The 20,362-nt window shown below is 71.2% G+C and carries 21 protein-coding genes and 1 riboswitch; of the genes, 11 read left to right on the top strand and 10 right to left on the bottom strand.

The window, feature by feature from the left end; genetic code table 11:
* Positions 1-31: 31 nt before the first annotated feature.
* Positions 32-715 carry a TetR/AcrR family transcriptional regulator gene (locus tag EES42_RS02875; RefSeq protein WP_124716492.1) on the top strand — a complete coding sequence of 228 codons (684 nt, stop codon included), beginning with the start codon at positions 32-34 and terminating at the stop codon, positions 713-715.
* Here the strand turns inward: EES42_RS02875 and EES42_RS02870 are convergent.
* From EES42_RS02870 to EES42_RS02855, 4 genes are all read right to left on the bottom strand, one after another.
* A complete protein-coding gene (locus tag EES42_RS02870) occupies positions 645-968 on the bottom strand; it encodes a DMT family transporter (RefSeq protein ID WP_124716491.1) in 324 nt (107 codons plus the stop codon). The genes EES42_RS02875 and EES42_RS02870 overlap by 71 nt on opposite strands.
* Before the next feature lie 90 nt (positions 969-1,058).
* On the bottom strand, positions 1,059-2,075 hold the full coding sequence (gene rsgA, locus EES42_RS02865) for a ribosome small subunit-dependent GTPase A (RefSeq protein ID WP_124716490.1): 1,017 nt from the start codon (positions 2,073-2,075) through the stop codon (positions 1,059-1,061).
* A 3-nt stretch (positions 2,076-2,078) separates the two neighbouring features.
* Complete coding sequence (gene aroA, locus EES42_RS02860; protein WP_124716489.1) at positions 2,079-3,395, bottom strand: 3-phosphoshikimate 1-carboxyvinyltransferase; 1,317 nt, start codon at positions 3,393-3,395, stop codon at positions 2,079-2,081.
* Positions 3,396-3,485: 90 nt separating this feature from the next.
* Positions 3,486-4,199, bottom strand: coding sequence for a M50 family metallopeptidase (locus tag EES42_RS02855; RefSeq protein WP_124716488.1), 714 nt, complete (start codon positions 4,197-4,199; stop codon positions 3,486-3,488).
* A 78-nt stretch (positions 4,200-4,277) separates the two neighbouring features.
* On the opposite strand from EES42_RS02855, the gene EES42_RS02850 reads away from it, so the two are divergent.
* From EES42_RS02850 to EES42_RS02810, 9 genes are all read left to right on the top strand, one after another.
* On the top strand, positions 4,278-5,093 hold the full coding sequence (locus tag EES42_RS02850; protein WP_124716487.1) for an SOS response-associated peptidase: 816 nt from the start codon (positions 4,278-4,280) through the stop codon (positions 5,091-5,093).
* Positions 5,094-5,118: 25 nt separating this feature from the next.
* Positions 5,119-5,796, top strand: coding sequence for an alpha/beta hydrolase family protein (locus EES42_RS02845; protein WP_241196214.1), 678 nt, complete (start codon positions 5,119-5,121; stop codon positions 5,794-5,796).
* A gap of 273 nt (positions 5,797-6,069) precedes the next feature.
* Positions 6,070-6,726 (top strand): sigma-70 family RNA polymerase sigma factor, encoded by a 657-nt coding sequence (locus EES42_RS02840; RefSeq protein WP_206433347.1) that lies wholly within the window; start codon positions 6,070-6,072, stop codon positions 6,724-6,726.
* The gene (gene rsrA, locus EES42_RS02835; protein ID WP_124716484.1) at positions 6,723-7,043 is read left to right on the top strand and encodes a mycothiol system anti-sigma-R factor; all 321 of its coding nucleotides are present in this window, start codon (positions 6,723-6,725) and stop codon (positions 7,041-7,043) included. Before EES42_RS02840 ends, rsrA begins: the two co-directional genes overlap by 4 nt.
* 137 nt (positions 7,044-7,180) lie before the next feature.
* Positions 7,181-8,611 carry an HD-GYP domain-containing protein gene (locus EES42_RS02830; RefSeq protein WP_124716483.1) on the top strand — a complete coding sequence of 477 codons (1,431 nt, stop codon included), beginning with the start codon at positions 7,181-7,183 and terminating at the stop codon, positions 8,609-8,611.
* A complete protein-coding gene (locus tag EES42_RS02825; protein ID WP_241196213.1) occupies positions 8,608-9,903 on the top strand; it encodes an HD-GYP domain-containing protein in 1,296 nt (431 codons plus the stop codon). The genes EES42_RS02830 and EES42_RS02825 overlap by 4 nt, the downstream gene beginning before the upstream one ends.
* A gap of 91 nt (positions 9,904-9,994) precedes the next feature.
* Positions 9,995-10,987, top strand: coding sequence for a tetratricopeptide repeat protein (locus EES42_RS02820; RefSeq protein WP_072483827.1), 993 nt, complete (start codon positions 9,995-9,997; stop codon positions 10,985-10,987).
* 143 nt (positions 10,988-11,130) lie between these two features.
* The gene (def, locus tag EES42_RS02815) at positions 11,131-11,769 is read left to right on the top strand and encodes a peptide deformylase (protein ID WP_124716482.1); all 639 of its coding nucleotides are present in this window, start codon (positions 11,131-11,133) and stop codon (positions 11,767-11,769) included.
* 177 nt (positions 11,770-11,946) lie between these two features.
* Positions 11,947-12,678, top strand: coding sequence for a D-Ala-D-Ala carboxypeptidase family metallohydrolase (locus EES42_RS02810; RefSeq protein WP_124716481.1), 732 nt, complete (start codon positions 11,947-11,949; stop codon positions 12,676-12,678).
* 63 nt (positions 12,679-12,741) lie between these two features.
* Here the strand turns inward: EES42_RS02810 and EES42_RS02805 are convergent, their stop codons facing one another.
* Positions 12,742-13,716: a GlxA family transcriptional regulator gene (locus EES42_RS02805; RefSeq protein WP_124716480.1), complete on the bottom strand. Its 975-nt coding sequence runs from the start codon at positions 13,714-13,716 to the stop codon at positions 12,742-12,744.
* A gap of 81 nt (positions 13,717-13,797) precedes the next feature.
* Between EES42_RS02805 and EES42_RS02800 the strand changes: the two genes are divergently transcribed.
* Positions 13,798-14,010, top strand: coding sequence for a hypothetical protein (locus EES42_RS02800; protein ID WP_124716479.1), 213 nt, complete (start codon positions 13,798-13,800; stop codon positions 14,008-14,010).
* Positions 14,011-14,034: 24 nt separating this feature from the next.
* On the opposite strand, the gene EES42_RS02795 is transcribed toward EES42_RS02800, so the two are convergent.
* The 5 genes from EES42_RS02795 to EES42_RS02775 all read right to left on the bottom strand — a co-directional run.
* Positions 14,035-15,054 (bottom strand): ribonucleotide-diphosphate reductase subunit beta, encoded by a 1,020-nt coding sequence (locus EES42_RS02795; RefSeq protein WP_124716478.1) that lies wholly within the window; start codon positions 15,052-15,054, stop codon positions 14,035-14,037.
* The gene (locus EES42_RS02790; RefSeq protein ID WP_124716477.1) at positions 15,054-17,465 is read right to left on the bottom strand and encodes a ribonucleoside-diphosphate reductase subunit alpha; all 2,412 of its coding nucleotides are present in this window, start codon (positions 17,463-17,465) and stop codon (positions 15,054-15,056) included. Before EES42_RS02790 ends, EES42_RS02795 begins: the two co-directional genes overlap by 1 nt.
* A gap of 139 nt (positions 17,466-17,604) precedes the next feature.
* Positions 17,605-17,746, bottom strand: a riboswitch (cobalamin riboswitch).
* Between the two features lie 165 nt (positions 17,747-17,911).
* On the bottom strand, positions 17,912-19,546 hold the full coding sequence (locus EES42_RS02785; protein ID WP_124716476.1) for a monocarboxylate uptake permease MctP: 1,635 nt from the start codon (positions 19,544-19,546) through the stop codon (positions 17,912-17,914).
* Positions 19,543-19,797, bottom strand: a complete 255-nt coding sequence (locus EES42_RS02780; RefSeq protein ID WP_124716475.1) for a DUF3311 domain-containing protein — start codon at positions 19,795-19,797, stop codon at positions 19,543-19,545. The genes EES42_RS02785 and EES42_RS02780 overlap by 4 nt, the downstream gene beginning before the upstream one ends.
* 225 nt (positions 19,798-20,022) lie before the next feature.
* Positions 20,023-20,362: GntR family transcriptional regulator (locus tag EES42_RS02775; RefSeq protein WP_124717379.1), on the bottom strand; the 340-nt coding region annotated here is incomplete at its 5' end.

The raw sequence follows: 20,362 nt of genomic DNA, 5'->3' as shown, positions 1-20,362 counted from the left end.
GGACGCGGAGCCCTCGGCGCGGGAGGCGACGATGCCCACAGCGCGGGAAGTACTGCTGGACGCCGCCCTCTCGGCGCTGGCGACCCTGCCCTGGACATCGGTGCGCATGGTCGACGTGGCATCCGCCGCCGGGGTCTCCCGGCAGACCCTCCACAACGAGTTCGGCGGCAAGGACGGCCTGGCCCGTGCCCTGGTGCGGGACGCCGTGGACGGCTATCTGGCCGGGGTCGAGCGCGCGCTGGGAACGGCCGGCGGTACAGCGGACAGGCTGGCCGCCACCGCCGCCTGGACCGTCCGGGCCGTACGGACGAACGTACTGGTCAAGGCGTTGCTCACCGGCTGCTGGAACGAGCGGTTACCCCGCCCGGGCCCCCTCGTGGCCGGATGCCCGGATCCGTTGCCCGGCCCCCGGAGCGCCGATCCCGCCCCGCCGACCCCCGCCGAACTGCTCCGCCGGGCCGGCGAACGCGCGGTGGCCGCCCTCGACGGGGAACGGCCGCCGCACGACCCGGAAGCCCTCGCCGTGACCTGCGAGATCGCACTGCGGCTCGCCCTGAGCTACGCGCTGGTGCCCGCCCCGTCGGGGGCCGGGGGAGAGCCGGCGCCGCTGGTGCGCCACGTGGTGGCGCGGGCGCCGGACGCGGTCAGTGGGACGAGCCCGACAACTGGAGCCCGATCACCCCGAGGATCACCAGGGAGATCGACACCAGCTTGAGCGTGGAGACCACGTCGTCGAGGAAGACCATGCCGTAGATCGCGGTGCCCGCCGCGCCGATGCCCGTCCACACGGCGTAGGCGGGGCCCACGTCGAGCTTCTTCAGCGACATTGTCAGCAGACCGAAGCTGCCGAGGGCGAAGATGCAGAAGGCGATGGTCGGCCAGAGCCGGGTGAAGCCGTGCGAGAGCTTCAGACAGACGGCGAAGCCGGTCTCCAGAAGTCCTGCGACCACGACCAGCAGCCACGCCATCGTCAGTGCCCTCCCACGTCGGTGACCGCCTTGCCACACTGAATGTGATTATGCACTTACCGGTGACAGCAGATCGCAAACGTGCCCCGGTCAGTCGCCTTCGCGCCGCTCCCGGGTGGAGAGCAGCCGGTGCAGCGAGTCCAGCCGGGCCGGATCGGCGTGGCCGTCCGCCACCCAGGCGGCCAGGGCGCATTCCGGCGCCTGGCTGTCGTGGGTGCAGCCGCGCGGGCACTCCTCGGTGCCCGGCTCCAGGTCCGGGAACGCGTGGATGACCCGGGACGGGTCGATGTGGTTGAGCCCGAAGGAGCGCACCCCGGGGGTGTCGATCACCCAGCCCCGGTAGTCGGGCAGCGGCAGCGCCAGCGCCGATGTGGTGGTGTGCCGGCCGCGCCCGGTGACCGCGTTGACCACGCCCGTCGTACGCCGGCGGTCCTTCGGCACCAGCGCGTTGACCAGCGTGGTCTTGCCGACGCCGGAGTGCCCGACGAAGGCGGTGACCCGGTCGTGCAACTGCTCGCGGACCCGCTCGGCCGCGTCGCCGTTCTCCAGCTCCTCGCGGCTGGTCACGATGAACGGGACGCCCAGCGGGGTGTACGCCTCCAGCAGCTTGTCCGGGGAGGCCAGATCTGACTTGGTGAGGACGAGGAGAGGGGAGAGTCCGCCGTCGTACGCCGCGACCAGGCAGCGGTCGATCATCCTCGGCCGGGGTTCCGGATCGGCGAGGGCGGTGACGATCGCCAGCTGGTCCGCGTTGGCGACGACCACCCGCTCGAACGGGTCGTCGTCGTCCGCGGTCCGGCGCAGCACCGAGCGGCGCTCACCGATGCGGACGATGCGGGCGAGGGTGTCCTTGTCGCCGGAGAGATCACCGACGATGGAGACGGTGTCACCCACCACGGCGGCCTTCCGGCCCAGCTCGCGGGCCTTCATCGCCATGACCGTACGGCCGTCGACGAGGCAGGTGAGGCGGCCCCGGTCGACGGTGAGGACCATGCCCTCCTCGGCGTCCTCGTGCTTCGGGCGGGTATGGGTGCGAGGCCGGTTGCCCTTCGGGTTGGGGCGGAACCGGATGTCGTCCTCGTCGGGGTTCTTGCCGTAGCGGCGCATGTCTCAGGCCCCGAGCATTCCGGTCCACATCTGCGGGAAGTCCGGCAGGGTCTTGGCGGTCGTCGCCACGTTCTCGATCTCCACTCCGGGTACGGCGAGGCCGATGATCGACCCCGCGGTCGCCATCCGGTGGTCGTCGTACGTATGGAACGTACCGCCGTGCAGCGGCCGGGGCCGGATGTGGAGGCCGTCGGCGGTCTCGGTGACATCGCCGCCCAGCTCGTTGATCTCCTTGGTGAGCGCGGCCAGCCGGTCCGTCTCGTGCAGCCGCAGATGGGCGACGCCGCTCAGGGTGGACGGCGAGTCCGCCAGGGCCGCGACCGCCGCGATGCCCGGGGTCAGCTCGCCGACCTCGCCGAGGTCGACGTCGATGCCGTGGATCCGGCCCGAGCCGGTGAACGTGAGACCGCGCTCGGTCAGCTCGCAGCTGCCGCCCATCGCGGTGAAGATCTCCCGCAGCGCGTCGCCCGGCTGGGTGGTGTGCTCGGGCCAGCCCGGGACGGTGACCCGTCCGCCGGTGACCAGCGCGGCAGCCAGGAAGGGCTGGGCGTTGGAGAGGTCGGGCTCGATGGTCAGGTCACGGCCGAGCAGGGCGGAATGGGAGACCCGCCAGACGTTCGGCTCGCCGCCCGTCTCCGGCTCGTCGACCTGCGCGCCGACCGCCCGCAGCATGTCGACGGTCATCCGGATGTGCGGCATGGAGGGGAGCCGGGCGCCGGTGTGACGCACCTCCACCCCCTGGTTGAAGCGCGGTGCCGACAGCAGCAGCGCCGAGACGAACTGGGAGGACGAGGAGGCGTCGATCGCCACCGGACCGCCGTCCAGCGCACCGCTGCCGTGCACGGTCATCGGGAGCGAGCCGCGCCCCTCGTCGTCGATCCGGGCACCGAGCACCCGCAGCGCGTCGATCACACCGGTCAGCGGGCGCTCGTACGAACGCGGGTCGCCGTCGAAGCGGACCGGGCCGTCGGCCAGGGTCGCGACCGGCGGCAGGAAGCGCATGACCGTGCCGGCGTTGCCGACGTCGACCGTGGTGGGGCCGTGCAGCCCGGCCGGGATGACCCGCCAGGCCTCGCCGGAGCCGTCCGGGCCGACGCCCTCCTCGATGCCGACGCCCATCGAACGCAGCGCCTCGGCCATCAGCAGGGTGTCGCGGGAGCGCAGCGGGCGGCGCAGCCAGCCGGGCTCGGCGGCGAGCGCGGCGAGCACGAGCGCGCGGTTGGTGACCGACTTCGATCCGGGCACGGTGACGGTCGCGTCGACCGCCCCCGTCGCATGCGGGGCGGGCCAGAGAGCGGGGTGCACGGAGCTTTCGGTCATGGAACTCACTTTAACGGCCTCGGCCGGAGCCGTCGGAGCCGTCCGGCGGGCGTGGCCGCCGTCACCGGACGCCGCCGGCCCCCGTATGCCTCACATACCGAGCAGCCAGCGCCCGCCGCCGATCAGCGAGCAGAGCGACACCGCGTGGAAGAGGAAGAGCCAGAGCGCGGCCGGTACGTCCGTCAGCCGCGACAGCTGGTCCGCGTCCGAGTCCGGCGCACCGCCGTGCCGCCGCTTGGACTGGAGCTCGAAGGCCGGGCGCACGCCGCCGAGCAGCAGGAACCAGACCACGGTGTACGCGAACAGCGACTGCCAGGCGGGTGAGGCCAGCCAGGACACCAGCAGGAAGGCCGAGCCGGTGAGGATCACCGTCAGTGCCCCGTAGACGTTGCGGATCATCACCAGCATCACCGCGAGCAGGGCGGTGGCCACCCACAGCAGCAGCGTGATCCGGCCGTCGACCAGCAGCCACGCGCCGCCCAGGCCCAGCAGCGGCGGGGCGGTGTAGCCGGCGGCCGCGGTGAGGATCATGCCGATGCCGGTCGGCTTGCCGCGGCTGACGGTCAGGCCGCTGGTGTCCGAGTGCAGCCGGATGCCGGACAGCTGCCGGCCGGTGAGCAGCGCGATCAGCCCGTGACCGCCCTCGTGCGCGATGGTGATCGCGTTGCGGGTCAGCCGCCAGAGCGGGTTCGGCACGACGGCGATCAGCGCGAGCGTGCCGGTCACCACCACCAGCCACTGCTCGGGGGCCGGCTGGGTGCCGAACACGCGGTCCCACAGATTGCCCAGTTCGGTGCTGTCCATGGTGTGGGCGGCTCCTTGCGGTGTCGGCTTGCGGTATCGGCGTCCTGCCGGTGTGGCGGTCGTGGCAGTCTGGCACTCATGTGCGGACGGTATTCAGCGAGTCGGCGGCCCGAGGACCTGACCGGACTCTTCCAGGTCGAGAAGTGGGAGCCGGCCGAGGCCCTGGCGCCCGATTGGAACGTGGCGCCCACCAAGGAGGTCTACGCCGTACTGGAGCGTCCTGTGAAAGACGCAGACGACCAGCGTCCGGTTCGTCAGATGCGCGCCCTGAAATGGGGACTCGTACCGTCCTGGGCGAAGTCCCCGGAGGGCGCGGCGCGGATGATCAACGCCCGCGCGGAGACCGTCCACGAGAAGCCGTCCTTCCGCCGTCCCTTCGTCTCCCGGCGCTGCATCCTGCCCGCCGACGGCTACTACGAGTGGGTCACCGGCGCGGACGAACGGCAGCTGGAGGAGAAGGGGAAGAAGAAGCGCCCGCGCAAGCAGCCGTACTTCGTGACGCCCGCCGACGGATCGGTCTTCGCGATGGCCGGGCTGTACGAGTTCTGGCGCGACCGGACCCTGCCCGACGACCACCCGATGGCCTGGTGGGTGACGTGCACGGTGATCACCACCGAGGCGGAGACCACCCCGCTCGCCGTCGCCCCCGCGGACGGCCCGGCCACGCTCGCCGCCATCCACCCCCGGATGCCGCTGATGCTGACCCCGGACCGCTGGGACGACTGGCTCGACCCCTCGCGCACCGACGTCGAGGAGCTGAAGGCGCTGCTCGCCCCGCCGCAGGGCGGGCTGATGCGGGCCTACCCGGTGGCCACGGCCGTCAGCAACGTCCGCAACAACGGACCCGAACTGCTGGAAGAACTGGCCGCGCCGGAAGTGGGCACCCTCTTCTGAGTGCCCTGCGGGGAGGATGGGGCACGTGACTACTGCAGAGAAGGGCCCCGGGGCCGGGACCGCGGAAACGGTCGACACCGATGCCGGGCCGGCCAGGATCACCTGGTTCCCGGCGACCGGTACGACGAAGGCGGCGAGAGCCCGCCTGGTGCTCGCCCTCGGCCATGGCGCGGGCGGCGGCATCGAGGCCCGCGACCTGCGGGCCCTGGCCGCCGCGCTGCCCGCCCACGGGGTGACCGTCGCCCTGGTGGAGCAGCCGTGGCGGGTCGCCGGGAAGCGGCTCGCGCCCGCCCCGAAGACCCTGGACACCGGGTGGCGGGGGCTGTGGCCCGCGCTCACCGCCGCCGGACCGCCCGTCGTCGCGGGCGGGCGGAGCGCCGGGGCCCGGGTGGCCTGCCGGACCGCCGCGGAGCTCGGCGCCCACGCCGTGCTCGCGCTGAGCTTCCCGCTGCACCCACCGGGCCGGCCGGAGAAGTCCCGCGCGGACGAACTGCTCGGCTCCGGGGTGCCGACGCTCGTCGTGCAGGGCGGCCACGACCCGTTCGGGCGGCCCGCCGAATTCCCTCCGGGGGAGTACCGGCTGGCCGAAGTTCCGCACGCCGACCACGGGTTCGCCGTCCCGAAGAAGGCCGGGCCGAGCCAGGACGAGGCGATGGAGATCCTCACCGGCGCGGTGACCGGATGGCTGTCCGCCCTCGTGTGACGTACACCCCGGGAATGTTGGGCGAGGGGCCACTGTTGTCGGTGTCATCGGTACATCAACGTCGTACGTGGAGAGGGAGTCCGTCGCATGGGTTCGACCATCTGCCCGCGCCGCTCGAACGCCGCTGACCTGGAGTGGACGGTGCTGCACGCGGCCAGGACCACTCCCGAGCGGGCCCAGGGCGGATCGGATCGACAGCCCGTCTCGAAGCAAGGTCGACTATTCTCCGATTCGAGCGGGTCCGGTTTCGGCTCCGCCACAGCGTTGGAGGAGGTGGGTCCGGTCACTGGGACCGACACAGGGACCGACGACGGCCGCGCACAGGAGACGTCCGCCGAGCGCAACGCGCGCTTCGAGCGGGACGCGCTCGGTTTCCTCGACCAGATGTACTCGGCCGCGCTGCGCATGACGCGCAATCCCGCGGACGCCGAGGACCTGGTCCAGGAGACGTATGCCAAGGCGTACGGCTCCTTCCACCAGTTCCGTGAGGGCACCAACCTCAAGGCGTGGATGTACCGCATCCTCACCAATACGTTCATCAACTCGTACCGCAAGAAGCAGCGCGAACCCCAGCGCAGCGCCGCCGAGGAGATCGAGGACTGGCAGCTGGCGCGCGCCGAGTCGCACATGTCGACCGGTCTGCGTTCCGCCGAGTCGCAGGCGCTCGACCACCTGCCCGACTCGGACGTGAAGTCCGCTCTGCAGGCGATCCCCGAAGAGTTCCGCATCGCCGTGTATCTCGCCGATGTCGAGGGCTTTGCCTACAAGGAGATCGCGGACATCATGGGGACTCCCATCGGTACGGTGATGTCCCGACTGCACCGGGGCCGCCGCCAGCTGCGCGGCATGCTGGAGGACTACGCCCGTGACCGCGGGCTCGTCCCGGCCGGTGCCGGAGAGTCGGACGATCGGAAAGGCTCGGGCTCATGAGCTGCGGAGAGCCGCACGAGACGGACTGCTCGGAAGTCCTCGATCATCTCTACGAGTTCCTCGACCACGAGATGCCCGACAGCGACTGCACCAAGTTCGAGGTGCACTTCGAGGAGTGCTCCCCGTGCCTGGAGAAGTACGGCCTGGAGCAGGCCGTCAAGAAGCTGGTGAAGCGGTGCTGCGGCCAGGACGACGTGCCGAGTGACCTGCGGTCCAAGGTGATGGGGCGGATCGATCTGATCCGCTCGGGGCAGGCCGTGCCCGAGCAGGACGTGACGGCGGCCGAGAGCGGACAGCCGACCGCCGCCAAGGAGTGACACCCGGCGGCCGGACCTTACCGGCCGCCGCCACCGAATCACCCGAATGTGCTAATCGGGCTCATTGACGCTCGACCGGTCGCACAACTCGCTAGCCTGGCGCCTCCATTGACCATGTTGGGGGGCGGGCCGAGCGGGTGAGAGCCACACGCGGGGCGGCGCGCACGTTCATTCCGGCGGTCGCGCTGGGTGCCCTGATCTGTGTGCTTCCCGCGCTGCGTGGCGGCGCGGGAACCCCCTGGATCACCGTCGCACTGCTCACCGGGCTCTATCTCGCCTGTGAACTCCCCGGGCGCTGCCCCTTCTTCGGAAGCTCCGTGCCGATCCGTGCCGGATCGTTCTTTCCCTTGCTGCTGGCTGCCGCGTTCCTGCTGCCGCCCGCCGCCGCCGCACTCGTCGCGGTGCCCGGATCGCTCGTCGGCCGGGTCGAACAGCCGCCCTTCACCGCACGGCGCGTCTGGCGGGCCGCACAGCTCGCCCTCACGGTCTGGGCCGCCTCGTCCGTCCACGGACTGTTCGGCGGCACCGCCACGCTCGGCGGCCCCGGCCTTCTCCCCGACCTGCCCTACGCGATCCTGCCCGCCTGCGCCGCCGCCCTGGCCTTCAGTCTCGTACTGACCGCGCTGGACGGCGCCATCCTGGTGACGGCCGAACGGCTGCCCCTGCGGCGGGCCTGGAGCGGGCTGCTGCCCCGCTCGCTGGGGCCGCATCTGGTGCACGGACTGGCGGGGCTGATGATGGCGGTCCTGTGGCGCGGCCCGTACGGTCCGCTGTCCGCGCTGATCGTCCTGCTGCCGATGTACATCTCCTGCTGGGTCTTCGCCCAGTACCACCGCGAGCACGCCGCGCACCGCGCCACCATCAGGGCGCTGGTGCAGGCCGTCGACATCAAGGACACCTACACCCGGGGCCACAGCGAACGGGTCGGGCGGGCCTCCGTCCTCATCGCCCGCGAACTGGGCATGGGCCAGGACCGCCTGGAGGTCGTCCGGTTCGCCGGCATCCTGCACGACGTGGGCAAGCTCGGCGTCCCCACCCGGGTGCTGCGCAAGGACGGTCCGCTCACGCCGGAGGAACGACAGGTGATCGAACTGCATCCGGAGTACGGGCACGAGATCGTCCGCGGCATCGGCTTCCTCGGCGAGGCACGGGCCGCGATCCTGCACCATCACGAACGGCTGGACGGCAGCGGCTACCCGTACGGGCTCAGCGGGCGCGAGATCCCGGAGTTCGCCCGGGTCGTCGCGGTGGCGGACGCCTTCGACGCGATGACCTCGACCCGGTCCTACCGGCGGGGGCGGCCGGTGCCGGCCGCGCTGGAGGAGCTGAAGCGGTGCGCGGGCACGCAGTTCGACCCGCAGATGGTCCGGGCGCTGGTGCGCGGACTCGAACGGCACGGCTGGTCGGCGGTGACGGCGGCCGGGACGGCGGACGAGCCCGGCTTCCCGAGGCCGCGGGGCGAGCATGCCGAGGCCGGGGCCCCGCGGCGGTCCGGCGGGCTCGACCACGTACCGCCGCCGCAGTCCCCGGTACCCGCTCCGCAGTCGCCCGCGGACCGCCGAGGATGACCCGGACCCGGGCCAGGGCCGGAGTCTGGACCGGATCCGGGGCCAGGACCCGGCTGCCCTCCGCCGTCCTCACCGTCCGCGCCGCCGCGGCCCTGCTCGCCGCCGCCGGGCTCGGTCACACCCTCTGGACCGGTATCCACGACCCCGGCCACGCCCTCGCCTTCGGGGTGCTCATCACCGTCGGTGAGCTGGCCCGCTGGGGCGCGCTGCCCGGCGAGCGGGAGCCCGCGCCGCTCGGTGCCGCCGGAGCCCTCGCGTACGCACTCCTCGGCCGCAGCGGCGGCGAATCCACCCATCACGGTGTCCTCCAGGTGGTCGCCGTGCTCGTCGCGGCGCACCTCGTCGCCTGTGTGCCCCATGTGGCCCGTGGCACGGGGCCCGCCCCGGACCAGGTGGCCCGCCGCGTCCTGACCGTCACCTTCGCCGCCGTGTGCTTCCAGCCGCTGTACAACAGCAGCCGCAACGCGAGCTGGTCCGGCGAGGGCCCGTACTACGTGCTCCTCCTGCTCGCGATCCTCGTCCTGACCGCGCTGTGCGACGCGGTGCTCGCGGCCCTGCTGCTGCGCTCGCGCACCCGCCACCCCTACCCGCCGCTGCTGCGGGACGAGCTGCGCGGGCTCCTCGGCATCGGGTCGGCGGTCTGCGCGACGGGGGTCGTGATGGCCCTCGGGGTGGCCGTCGCCGGGCTGTGGGCGCTGCCGGTCCTGTGCGTACCGCTGCTGCTGACCCATGTCTCGTTCCGCCGGTTCGTCGCGGTGCGCACCACCTACCGGCAGACGATCGCCTCGCTCGCCAGGTCCACCGAGATCGCCGGGTACACCCCGCACGGGCACGCCCGCCGGGTCGCGGTGCTCTGCCGGGCCGTCGGCCGTGAGCTGGGGCTCTCCGGGAACCGGCTGACCGTGCTGGAGCACGCCGCCCTGATGCACGACATCGGCCAGCTCTCGCTCGTCGACCCGGTCCAGGACGGGGCGACCGCCACCCTGCCGGCCGCCGAGCAGCGCCGCATCGCGCTGCTCGGCGGGGCGGTGGTCCGGCAGACCGGGGTGGACCCCGAGGTCGCCGTCGTCGTGGAACGGCAGGCCGACCCCTACCGCGAGCAGCCGTTGTCCGCCAGGATCGTCAGGGCCGTCAACGCATACGACGACCTGTGCGGGGAAAGTCTCATCGGGCCGCTGGGCGCGCTGGAACAACTCAGGCTCGGGACCGCCCATGACTTTTCGCCCGAAGTCGTGGAATCACTGGCCAGGGTCCTCGCCCGGGGCGGTCCGGCCCCGGTCCTGCCCGGGTAACCCATGGGTAATGAGCGAGCGTCCGGCCCGGCATGGTTGGATGCGAAGAAGAGCGGAAAACGAGGGTGTCCAGTCGGGACAGGCGGGAATCGTGAGGATCTTCGGGAAGGTACGGCATCGGCCCTCCGCCTCTTGGCGGCAGGCCACGGACCGCGCGTTCACGCTGATCGGCGACGGCCGGTACGAGGACGCGGGCGCACTGCTGACACGTGCGGCGGATCTGGAACCCTGGCTCTCCGAGTCGTGGTTCAACCTGGCGCTGCTGCACAAGTTCCGGCATGACTGGGAACAGGCGAGAGCCGCCGGCCTGCGGGCCGTGGCGCTGCTCGACAAGGAGTCCGGGGCTCCCGACTGGTGGAACGTCGGGATCGCCGCCACCGCGCTGCAGGACTGGCCGCTGGCCCGCCGGGCCTGGCAGGCGTACGGCCTGAAGGTGCCGGGCGCCGGCCAGCACACCTCGGCGGCCAACAGCGAGCCGGTCGGCATGGAGCTGGGCAGCGCCGCCGTACGGCTGTCGCCGGAGGGCGAGGCCGAGGTCGTCTGGGGCCGCAGGCTCGATCCGGCCCGGATGGAGGTGCTCTCCATCCCGCTGCCGTCGTCCGGCCGCCGCTGGGGCGAGGTCGTCCTGCACGACGGGGTGCCGCACGGCGAGCGGGTCACCGCGGCCGGGCCCTCCTACCCCGTCTTCGACGAGATCGAGCTGTGGGCGCCGTCCCCGGTGCCCACCTGGGTGGTGCTGCTCGAAGCGGCCACCGAGGCGGACCGGGACGCGCTGGAGCAGCTCGCCTCCGACGCCGGGTTCGCCGCCGAGGACTGGTCGTCCTCCGTACGGCTGCTCTGCCGGGCCTGTTCGGAGAGCCGGATGGAGAGCGACGAGGGCGACGGCGAGCACCTCGACCCGCACGACCACAGCGAGCCGGGGCATCCGGGCCCGCTGGGCCACCGCACCGCCGGTGAGCTGTGGGTGCCCGAGCGGGAGTGCGGGATAGCGGCGCCGGCCGGGCTGGTGCGCGGTCTGCTGGACGGCTGGGTGGCGGACAGCCCGGACAGCCGCGAGTGGCGGGATCTCGAAGAAGTCTGCTGACCGGTGCCCGTAGGCTGTACGGGCACCGGTCGCGGTGCCCGGGTGCCCGGGCCCCGGATCATGTCGGACGGCCGGGTTTCAGGTAGGGCCGGGCTTCGGGCCCAGGGCCGGGTTTCAGGTTTTGAGGAAGGCGTACGGCGGAGATGGCGCAGCAGGAGACGGACGAGCAGATCAGCGTCGACGACGAGGGTTTCGTCGTGGACACCGAGGACTGTGAGGCGCGCGAGGAGGCACATCGCGAGCGCGGTACCTCCCGTCCGATCACGGTCGTGGGCAACCCGGTGCTCCACAAGGAGTGCAAGGACGTCACCGAGTTCGACGACGAGCTGGGCCGGCTGATCGACGACATGTTCGCGAGCCAGCGGACGGCGGAGGGCGTCGGCCTGGCCGCCAACCAGATCGGTGTCGACCTCAAGGTCTTCGTCTACGACTGCCCGGACGACGACGGTGTGCGGCACACGGGCGCCATCTGCAACCCGGTGCTCGAAGAGCTGGCGCCCGAGGACCGGATCCTGGACGACTCCAACGAGGGCTGCCTCTCCGTGCCGACGGCGTACGCCTCGCTGGCCCGCCCGGACTACGCGGTGGTCCGCGGCCAGGACGCCAAGGGCAACCCGGTCAAGGTCCGGGGCAACGGCTACTTCGCCCGCTGCCTCCAGCACGAGACGGACCACCTGTACGGCTACCTGTACATCGACCGGCTCTCGAAGCGGGACCGCAAGGACGCGCTGCGGCAGATGGCGGAGAACACGCCGCGCTACGAGGTCGTGCCGAACGACTGAGCGCGCCCCCGGCCGTCACCGACGGGCCCCGGACCCCTCGCGTCCCGCGAGGGGTCCGGGCCCATCGCATTCGCCCCTGGAGGGACGTCAACTGCCATTCATCCATGGGTGGTTGACGCGCGTCGACTCGTCCGACAAGCTCTCTGACCACACTTCCGTCACAGCGGGGAGCCCCACATGCTCAGACGAACCGCACGACTCCTGCTCGGTCTTGTCATGACCATGGCTTTCGCCTTGGGTGGTGCCGTGGTGACCGCCGGCACCGCACAGGCCGACGGCTGCTACACCTGGACCCGCACGATGTCCCCCGGCGCCACCGGCAACGACGTCGTCCAGCTCCAGATCCGGGTGGCCGGCTACCCCGGCTACAACTCCGTACTCGCCATCGACGGCTCCTACGGACCGGCCACCACCGCCGCCGTCAAGCGCTTCCAGGCCGCCTACGGGCTGGCCGCCGACGGCATCGCGGGCCCCGCCACCCAGGCCAAGATCTACGAGCTCCAGGACAACGACTGCACCCCGGCGCACTTCACGTACGCCGAGCTCAACCACTGCAACAGCACCTGGGCCGGTGGTGCCGTCGCTGCGGGAACGGCCAAGGCCAACGCGCTGAGCACCATGTGGAAGCTGGAGGCGCTGCGTCACGCGCTCGGTGACCGCCCCATCACCGTCAACAGCGGCTTCCGCTCCACCTCCTGCAACAGCGCGGTCGGCGGGGCGTCGAACAGCCGCCATCTGTACGGCGACGCGGCCGACCTGGGCGGGATCGCCTTCTGCACCCTGGCCCAGCAGGCCCGCAACCACGGCTTCAACGGGATCCTCGGCCCGGGCTACCCGGACCACAACGACCACGTCCACGTGAACCAGGGCCCCAGCCACTTCTGGTCCGCGCCCAACTGCGGCATCTGACGCCTGCCGCGCACGGCGAAGGGCCCCTGGAATCCGTCCGGACCAGGGGCCCTTCCCCATGTCTCAGGCCACTTCGGTCATCGCGCCCGGGCCGCGGAAGGTGCGGCGATACGTGTTCGGCGTGGTGCCCAGGGAGCGCACGAACTGGTGGCGCAGGGCGGCGGCGGTCCCGAAGCCGGTGCGCCCGGCGATCGTGTCCACCGTCTCGTCGGAGGTCTCCAGCAGGTGCTGGGCCAGCAGCACCCGCTGGCGCAGCAGCCAGCGGTACGGAGTGGTGCCCGTCTCCTGCTGGAAGCGGCGGGCGAAGGTGCGCGGCGACATGTGGGCCTGGGCGGCGAGCTGCTCGACGGTCATCTCCTGGTCGAGATGGCGCTCCATCCAGACCAGCGTCTCGCCGACGGTGTCGCAGGACGTGCGGGGCAGCGGCCGCTCGATGTACTGCGCCTGGCCGCCGTCCCGGTGCGGCGGCACCACCATCCGGCGGGCGATCGCGTTGGCGGTGTCGGGGCCGTACGCCTGCCGGACCAGATGCAGACAGGCGTCGATCCCGGCCGCCGTGCCCGCCGAGGTGATGACCTGGCCGTCGTCCACGTACAGCACATCGGGTTCGACGACGGCCCGGGGGAAGCGACGGGCCAGCTCCGCCGCGTGGCGCCAGTGGGTGGTGCAGCGGCGCCCGTCCAGCAGCCCGGCCGCGCCGAGGACGTACGCGCCGGAGCAGACGCTCAGCACCCGGGCGCCCCGGTCCACGGCCCGGCGCAGGGCACCGAGGACCTCTTCCGGGTACTCGCGTTCCATGAAGTGGCTGCCGGCCGGTACGGCGATGAGATCGGCCTCCTCCAGGCGGTCGAGGCCGTGCGGCGTGCTGATGGTGAAGCCGGCATGGGTCCGCAGCTGCGGACCCTCGGCGGAGACCACGGCGAAATCGTGGACCGGCAGGCCCGCGTCGCTGCGGTCGAGGCCGAAGACCTCGCACAGCACGCCCAGTTCGAAGGGGTGGACCTCGTCGAGCAGCAGAGCGGCGACATTTTTCAGCATGGAGCCAGTGTGGCAGTAATTCGATGTTCCATGACAGTCCTGCCACTGCCGCAATGTGCCCGCGCGGACGAGAGTAGAGCCATGAACACATTCACGAACGTCCTGGGCACAGCCGCACTCATCACCCTCGTCCTGCTGCCCGCCCTCGCCGGACTCGCCCGCGAGCGCCGCATCGACCGCGAGCTGCGAGCCGCGGAACGGGCCCGGAGCGACGGGCCCCCGCAAACGACGGGCGCCGCGCAGCCCGTCACGGCTGCGCGGCGCCCCTACCTCAGAAGCTGGGCCAGGATCTAGCCCCGAAAAGGGAGCCGAAGAGATCTAGAAGTCGTCGTCGAAGGCGACCGAGCCCTCCACCGCCACCTGGTACGCGGACGGCCGGCGCTCGAAGAAGTTCGTCAGCTCCTGGACGCCCTGGAGCTCCATGAACGAGAACGGGTTCTCCGAGCCGTAGACCGCCGGGAAGCCGAGGCGGGTGAGCCGCTGGTCGGCGACGCACTCCAGGTACTGCCGCATCGACTCGGTGTTCATGCCGGGCAGCCCGTCACCGCACAGATCGCGGCCGAACTGCAGCTCCGCGGCCACGGCCTCCTTCAGCATGTCGGTGACCTGCTGCTGGAGCTCGTCGTCGAAGAGGTCCGGCTCCTCCTTGCGGACGGTGTCCACGACCTCGAACGCGAAGTTCATGTGCATCGTCTCGTCACGGAACACCCAGTTGGTGCCCGTGGCGAGACCGTGCAGCAGACCCCGCGAGCGGAACCAGTAGACGTACGCGAACGCGCCGTAGAAGAACAGCCCCTCGATGCACGCCGCGAAGCAGATCAGGTTCAGCAGGAAGCGGCGGCGGTCGGCCTTCGTCTCCAGCCGGTCGATCTTCTCGACCGAGTCCATCCACTTGAAGCAGAACTGCGCCTTCTCACGGATCGAAGGGATCTCCTCGACCGCGTCGAACGCCGCCGCCCGGTCGTCCGGGTCGGGCAGGTAGGTGTCCAGCAGCGTCAGATAGAACTGGACGTGCACGGCCTCCTCGAAGAGCTGCCGCGACAGATACAGCCGCGCCTCGGGGGAGTTGATGTGCTTGTACAGCGTCAGTACGAGGTTGTTGGAGACGATCGAGTCACCCGTCGCGAAGAACGCGACCAGCCGGCCGATCATGTGCTGCTCGCCGGGGGACAGCTTGGCGAGATCGGCGACGTCGGAGTGCAGGTCGACCTCCTCCACCGTCCAGGTGTTCTTGATCGCGTCCCGGTAGCGCTCGTAGAAGTCCGGGTAGCGCATCGGCCGCAGGGTCAGCTCGAAGCCCGGGTCCAGCAGGTTCTTTTCGGAGTTGGTGGAGCTCATTACTGGCAGGCCTCGCAGGACTCGGGGTTTTCGAGGGAGCAGGCGATCGCGTCCGCGTCGGGCGCCGAGGCCTGCTGTACGGGAATGGGGGCGGCGGCCGCGGTCTGGCCGGAGGCGGCGCGGGCGATCCGGGTCGCCGGGCGAGAACGCAGGTAGTACGTCGTCTTCAGCCCCTGCTTCCAGGCGTACGCGTACATCGAGGAGAGCTTGCCGATCGTCGGCGTCTCCAGGAACAGGTTCAGCGACTGGCTCTGGTCCAGGAACGGCGTACGGGCCGCCGCCATGTCGATCAGGCCGCGCTGCGGGATCTCCCACGCGGTGCGGTACAGCGCCCGCACGTCCTCGGGGATCCAGGCGAATCCCTGCACCGAGCCACTGGCCTCGCGCAGCGCCTCCCGGGTGCGCGCGTCCCACACGCCGAGCTTCTTCAGCTCGTCCACCAGATAGGCGTTGACCTGGAGGAACTCACCGCTGAGCGTCTCGCGCTTGAAGAGGTTGGAGACCTGCGGCTCGATGCACTCGTACACGCCCGCGATCGAGGCGATCGTCGCGGTCGGCGCGATGGCGAGCAGCAGCGAGTTGCGCATCCCGCTCTTCGCGACCCGGGCGCGCAGCGCGTCCCAGCGCTCCGGCCAGTTCAGCTCGGTGTCGTAGTGGTCGGGGTGCAGCACCCCGCGCGCCGCCCGGGTCTGCGACCAGGCCGGCAGCGGACCCGAACGCTCGGCGAGCTCGCAGGACGCCTCGTACGCGGCGAGCATGATCCGCTCGGAGATCCTCGTGGACAGCGCCCGCGCCTCGGGGGAGTCGAAGGGCAGCCGCAGCTGGAAGAAGACGTCCTGGAGACCCATGGCGCCCAGGCCCACGGGGCGCCACTTGGCGTTGGAGCGGCCGGCCTGCTCGGTCGGGTAGAAGTTGATGTCGACGACCCGGTCGAGGAAGGTCACGGCGGTGCGGACGGTGGCGTCCAGCCGCTCCCAGTCGATCCCGCCGTCGGCGACGAACGCGCCGAGGTTGACCGAGCCCAGGTTGCAGACCGCCGTCTCGCCGTCGTCGGTGACTTCGAGGATCTCGGTGCACAGGTTCGACGAGTGGACGACGCTGCCCGGCTCGGCGGTCTGGTTCGCGGTCCGGTTGGAGGCGTCCTTGAACGTCATCCAGCCCTGGCCGGTCTGTGCGAGGGTGCGCATCATCCGGCCGTACAGTTCGCGCGCCGGCATCGACTTGCGGGCCAGGCCCCTGGCCTCGGCGGCCCGGTACGCGGCGTCGAACTCGTCGCCCCACAGGTCGACCAGCTCGGGCACGTCGGCGGGCGAGAACAGCGACCAGTCGCCGTCCGTGTCGACCCGGCGCATGAACTCGTCCGGGATCCAGTGCGCCAGGTTGAGGTTGTGCGTACGCCGCTGGTCCTCACCGGTGTTGTCGCGCAGCTCCAGGAACTCCTCGATGTCCGCGTGCCAGGTCTCCAGGTAGACGGCGGCGGCGCCCTTGCGGCGGCCCCCCTGGTTGACCGCGGCGACGGAGGCGTCGAGCGTCTTCAGGAACGGCACGATGCCGTTGGAGTGCCCGTTGGTGCCCCGGATCAGCGAACCGCGGGAACGGATGCGGGAGTACGACAGACCGATGCCGCCCGCGTGCTTCGAGAGCCGCGCCACCTGGTGGTAGCGGTCGTAGATCGAGTCGAGCTCGTCCAGCGGGGAGTCCAGCAGGTAGCAGGAGGACATCTGCGGGTGCCGGGTGCCGGAGTTGAAGAGCGTGGGGGAGGAGGGCAGGTAGTCGAGCCGGCTCATCAGCCCGTACAGCGCCGCCACTTCGTCCACGGCGCGCTGCGACTCGTCCTCGGCCAGCCCGGCCGCGACCCGCAGCATGAAGTGCTGGGGCGTCTCGATGACCTGACGGGTGTGCGGGTGGCGCAGCAGGTACCGGCTGTGCAGGGTCCGCAGCCCGAAGTAGCCGAAGCGGTCGTCCGCGCCGTCGGCGAGCGAGCGCTCCACCAGCGCGTCGAGGGCGGCCGCGTGGGCGGCGACGAACGCGGCGGTACGGTCCGCGATCAGGCCCTCGCGGTGCCCGACGGCGACCGAGGCGGAGAAGGAGACCGCGCCCTGGCCGGCCGCCTCGTCCGCGATGGCGAGGGTCAGCAGCCGGGCGGCGAGCCGGGAGTACGCGGGGTCCTCGGAGATCAGCCCCGCGGCGGCCTCGGTGGCCAGCGACCGCAGCTCGGCCTCGTCCGCCCGGGCGCTGCGGCCACGCAGCGCGGCGGCGGCGACCCGGCCGGGGTCGGTGTCGGGCAGATCGGCGGTCAGGTCGGTCAGGGTCCGCAGCAGTGCGGTTCCCGGTCCGTCCTGTGCGGCGGCCTCGGACTCGGCTGCTGCGGACGCGGCGACTGTAGCCGGATCGGCTGGCGCGATGGTCACGTGGTGCTCTCCCTCGCTCGGCTCGGGGCCGGCGGGGAACGGGGCAGCCCTGCGGAAGCACACCCGGGGCAGGGCAGCACTCCGCACGGCGTCCACCGGCCCAACCGCGAGGCCCGGACGTCTGGGCATCCGGTTCGGTCGAGCCGGATGCGCTGCCGGCAGGTCATCGGACTGACTCGGGGGTGCACAAAAGCGCACTGAATACACCGTTGCGGGACAGTTCCGGATTCGCACCGGATTCCCCTGCGGCGACAGCGAGGACGAGCATACATGTGGGGGCTGCCCGATGAGGCAGCCCCCACATGTTGTGTCGCGCGTTCGAGTCGGGCCCACAGAACGGGCCGTGCGGCCCTTTCCCGGGCCGGTCGGCCGGATCACGCCGACGGCCCGCCGCGCCCCGTTGCAGGGGGCTCGACGGGCCGCCGGAAGGCCGTGGGCGACGGTCGTCAGTGGCCGCCCGGAGCCCCCGCGGTGGCCGGCGGGAGCTCGGTGGCGACACCCGGGTCGCCCGCGTCGGCGGTGTAGTCGGACGGGGAGGTCTCGTCGATCCCGGCGGGTGCCTTCAGGGCGTTCAGGACAAAGGTGAGCACCACCGTCACCACCACGTTCAGCACGAACGCGGTGAGGCCGATGTAGCCGATCTCGCCGATCCCCGGGATCTCCTTGGACGAGCCGCCGAAGTGCGCCTGGGTCGGGCTGGCGACCCCGTACGCGGCCACCGTCCCGTACACCATGCCGACCGCCCAGCCCACGAGCAGCGCCCAGCGGTGGAACCAGCGGGTGAACAGGCCGCCGACCAGGGCCGGCATCGTCTGGAGGATCCAGATGCCGCCGAGCAGCTGGAAGTTGATCGCGACCGTCTTGTCCATGGTGAGGACGAAGGCGAGTGCGCCGACCTTGACCAGCAGCGAGACCAGCTTGGAGACCTTGGTCTCCTGTTCCGGGGTCGCGTCCGGCTTCAGGAAGTCCTTGTAGATGTTGCGGGTGAACAGGTTGGCCGCGGCGATCGACATGATCGCGGCGGGCACCAGCGCGCCGATGCCGATGGCGGCGAACGCGACGCCCGCGAACCAGTCCGGGAACATGTTCTCGAACAGCTGCGGGATGGCCAGCTGACCGTTGTCCACCTTGATCCCGGCGGCGATGGCCATGAAACCGAGCAGCGCCAGCAGACCCAGCATCAGCGAATACAGCGGCAGGATCGTGGTGTTGCGCCGGATCACGTTGCGGCTGCGGCTGGAGAGCGTCGCCGTGATCGAGTGCGGATACATGAACAGCGCCAGTGCCGAGCCCAGCGCCAGGGTGGCGTAACCCCACTGGCCCGCCTCACCGGGCGCGAGTCCGGCCACCGGTTTTCCGGCCGCCTCGTTCTTCTGCGAGAACGCCTCGCCCGCCTTGGCGAAGATGTCGTCGAAGCCGCCGAGCTTGATCGGGATGTAGATGATCGCCACCGCGATGACCAGGTAGATCAGCCCGTCCTTGACGAACGCGATGAGCGCGGGCGCGCGCAGCCCGGACGAGTAGGTGTACGCGGCGAGCACCGCGAACGCGATCAGCAGCGGCAGGTCCTTGACGAACCAGTGGGTGTTCTCGCCGCCGCCGACGCCCATCACGTCCAGCACCGCCTGGATGCCGACCAACTGGAGCGCGATGTACGGCATCGTGGCGAGGATGCCGGTGACCGCGACCGCCAGCGAGAGGCCCTTCGAACCGAAGCGCCCGCGGACGAAGTCCGAGGTGGTGACGTAGCCGTGCCGGTGCGAGACCGACCACAGCCGCGGCAGGAAGGTGAAGATCAGCGGGTACACCAGGATCGTGTACGGCACGGCGAAGAAGCCCGCCGCGCCCGCCGTGTAGATCAGCGCGGGAACGGCGACGAAGGTGTACGCGGTGTACAGGTCGCCGCCGAGCAGGAACCAGGTGACCCAGGTGCCGAAGGACCGTCCGCCCAGGCCCCATTCGTCGAGGCTGGCCTCGTTCTCGGCCCTGCGCCAGCGCGCGGCCAGGAAGCCCATGACCGTGACGGCCACGAAGAAGAAGATGAAGACGCCGAGCGCGACGCCGTTCACGCCGTCCTTCATGCCGACGCACCTCCCTTGCGGGCGCGCTGGTCACGCTGCCACAGCTTGTACGCGATCATCGTGAGCGCGGTGGAGACGAGCACCCAGAGCATCTGGTACCAGTAGAAGAACGGAATGCCGATGAAGGTGGGGTCCACCTTCGCGTACGAACTCACCCAGAGCATCGCCACGAACGGCGCGACGAGGCAGAGCGCGATCACCACTCGCACCGGTGTGACGGCCGGTGGTTTTCCTTCTGTGTCTGCTGGCATACGGCGACTCCGTCCCCTCGCTGATCACCTTGTGATGCGCAGGAAATCTAGGGGAGGCTTCCGGTCACCGTCACCCCCTGTCCGTATTGCGGTCCGGCAACGGTCGGCAGAGCAGGTACTCACGCTCGAAATCCGGCCAGGCGTACGGTGGTTGGTACGCACCAAGGCGCGCGAAAGGCCCCCGTGGAGTGATGCGTTCCACGGGGGCCGGCCGGTGGTGCGGACTCAGTCCGTGGGCCGCTTCAGGCGCGCCACGAACTTGTACCGGTCGCCCCGGTAGACCGAGCGCACCCACTCCACCGGTTCGCCCTGTCCGTCGATCGAGTGCCGGGAGAGCATCAGCATCGGCAGGCCCACGTCCGTACCGAGCAGCCCGGCCTCGCGCGGGGTGGCCAGCGAGGTCTCGATGGTCTCCTCGGCCTCGGCCAGCCGGACGTCGTACACCTCCGCCAGTGCGGTGTAGAGGGAGGTGTACTTCACCAGCGAACGGCGCAGCGCCGGAAAGCGTTTGGCCGAAAGGTGGGTGGTCTCGATCGCCATCGGCTCGCCGCTGGCGAGCCGCAGC

Source organism: Streptomyces sp. ADI95-17 (assembly GCF_003846175.1).
Taxonomy (GTDB): domain Bacteria; phylum Actinomycetota; class Actinomycetes; order Streptomycetales; family Streptomycetaceae; genus Streptomyces; species Streptomyces sanglieri.
The sequence above is the reverse complement of the archived record's forward strand: the minus strand, read 5'-3'. Positions and strand labels throughout refer to the sequence as shown.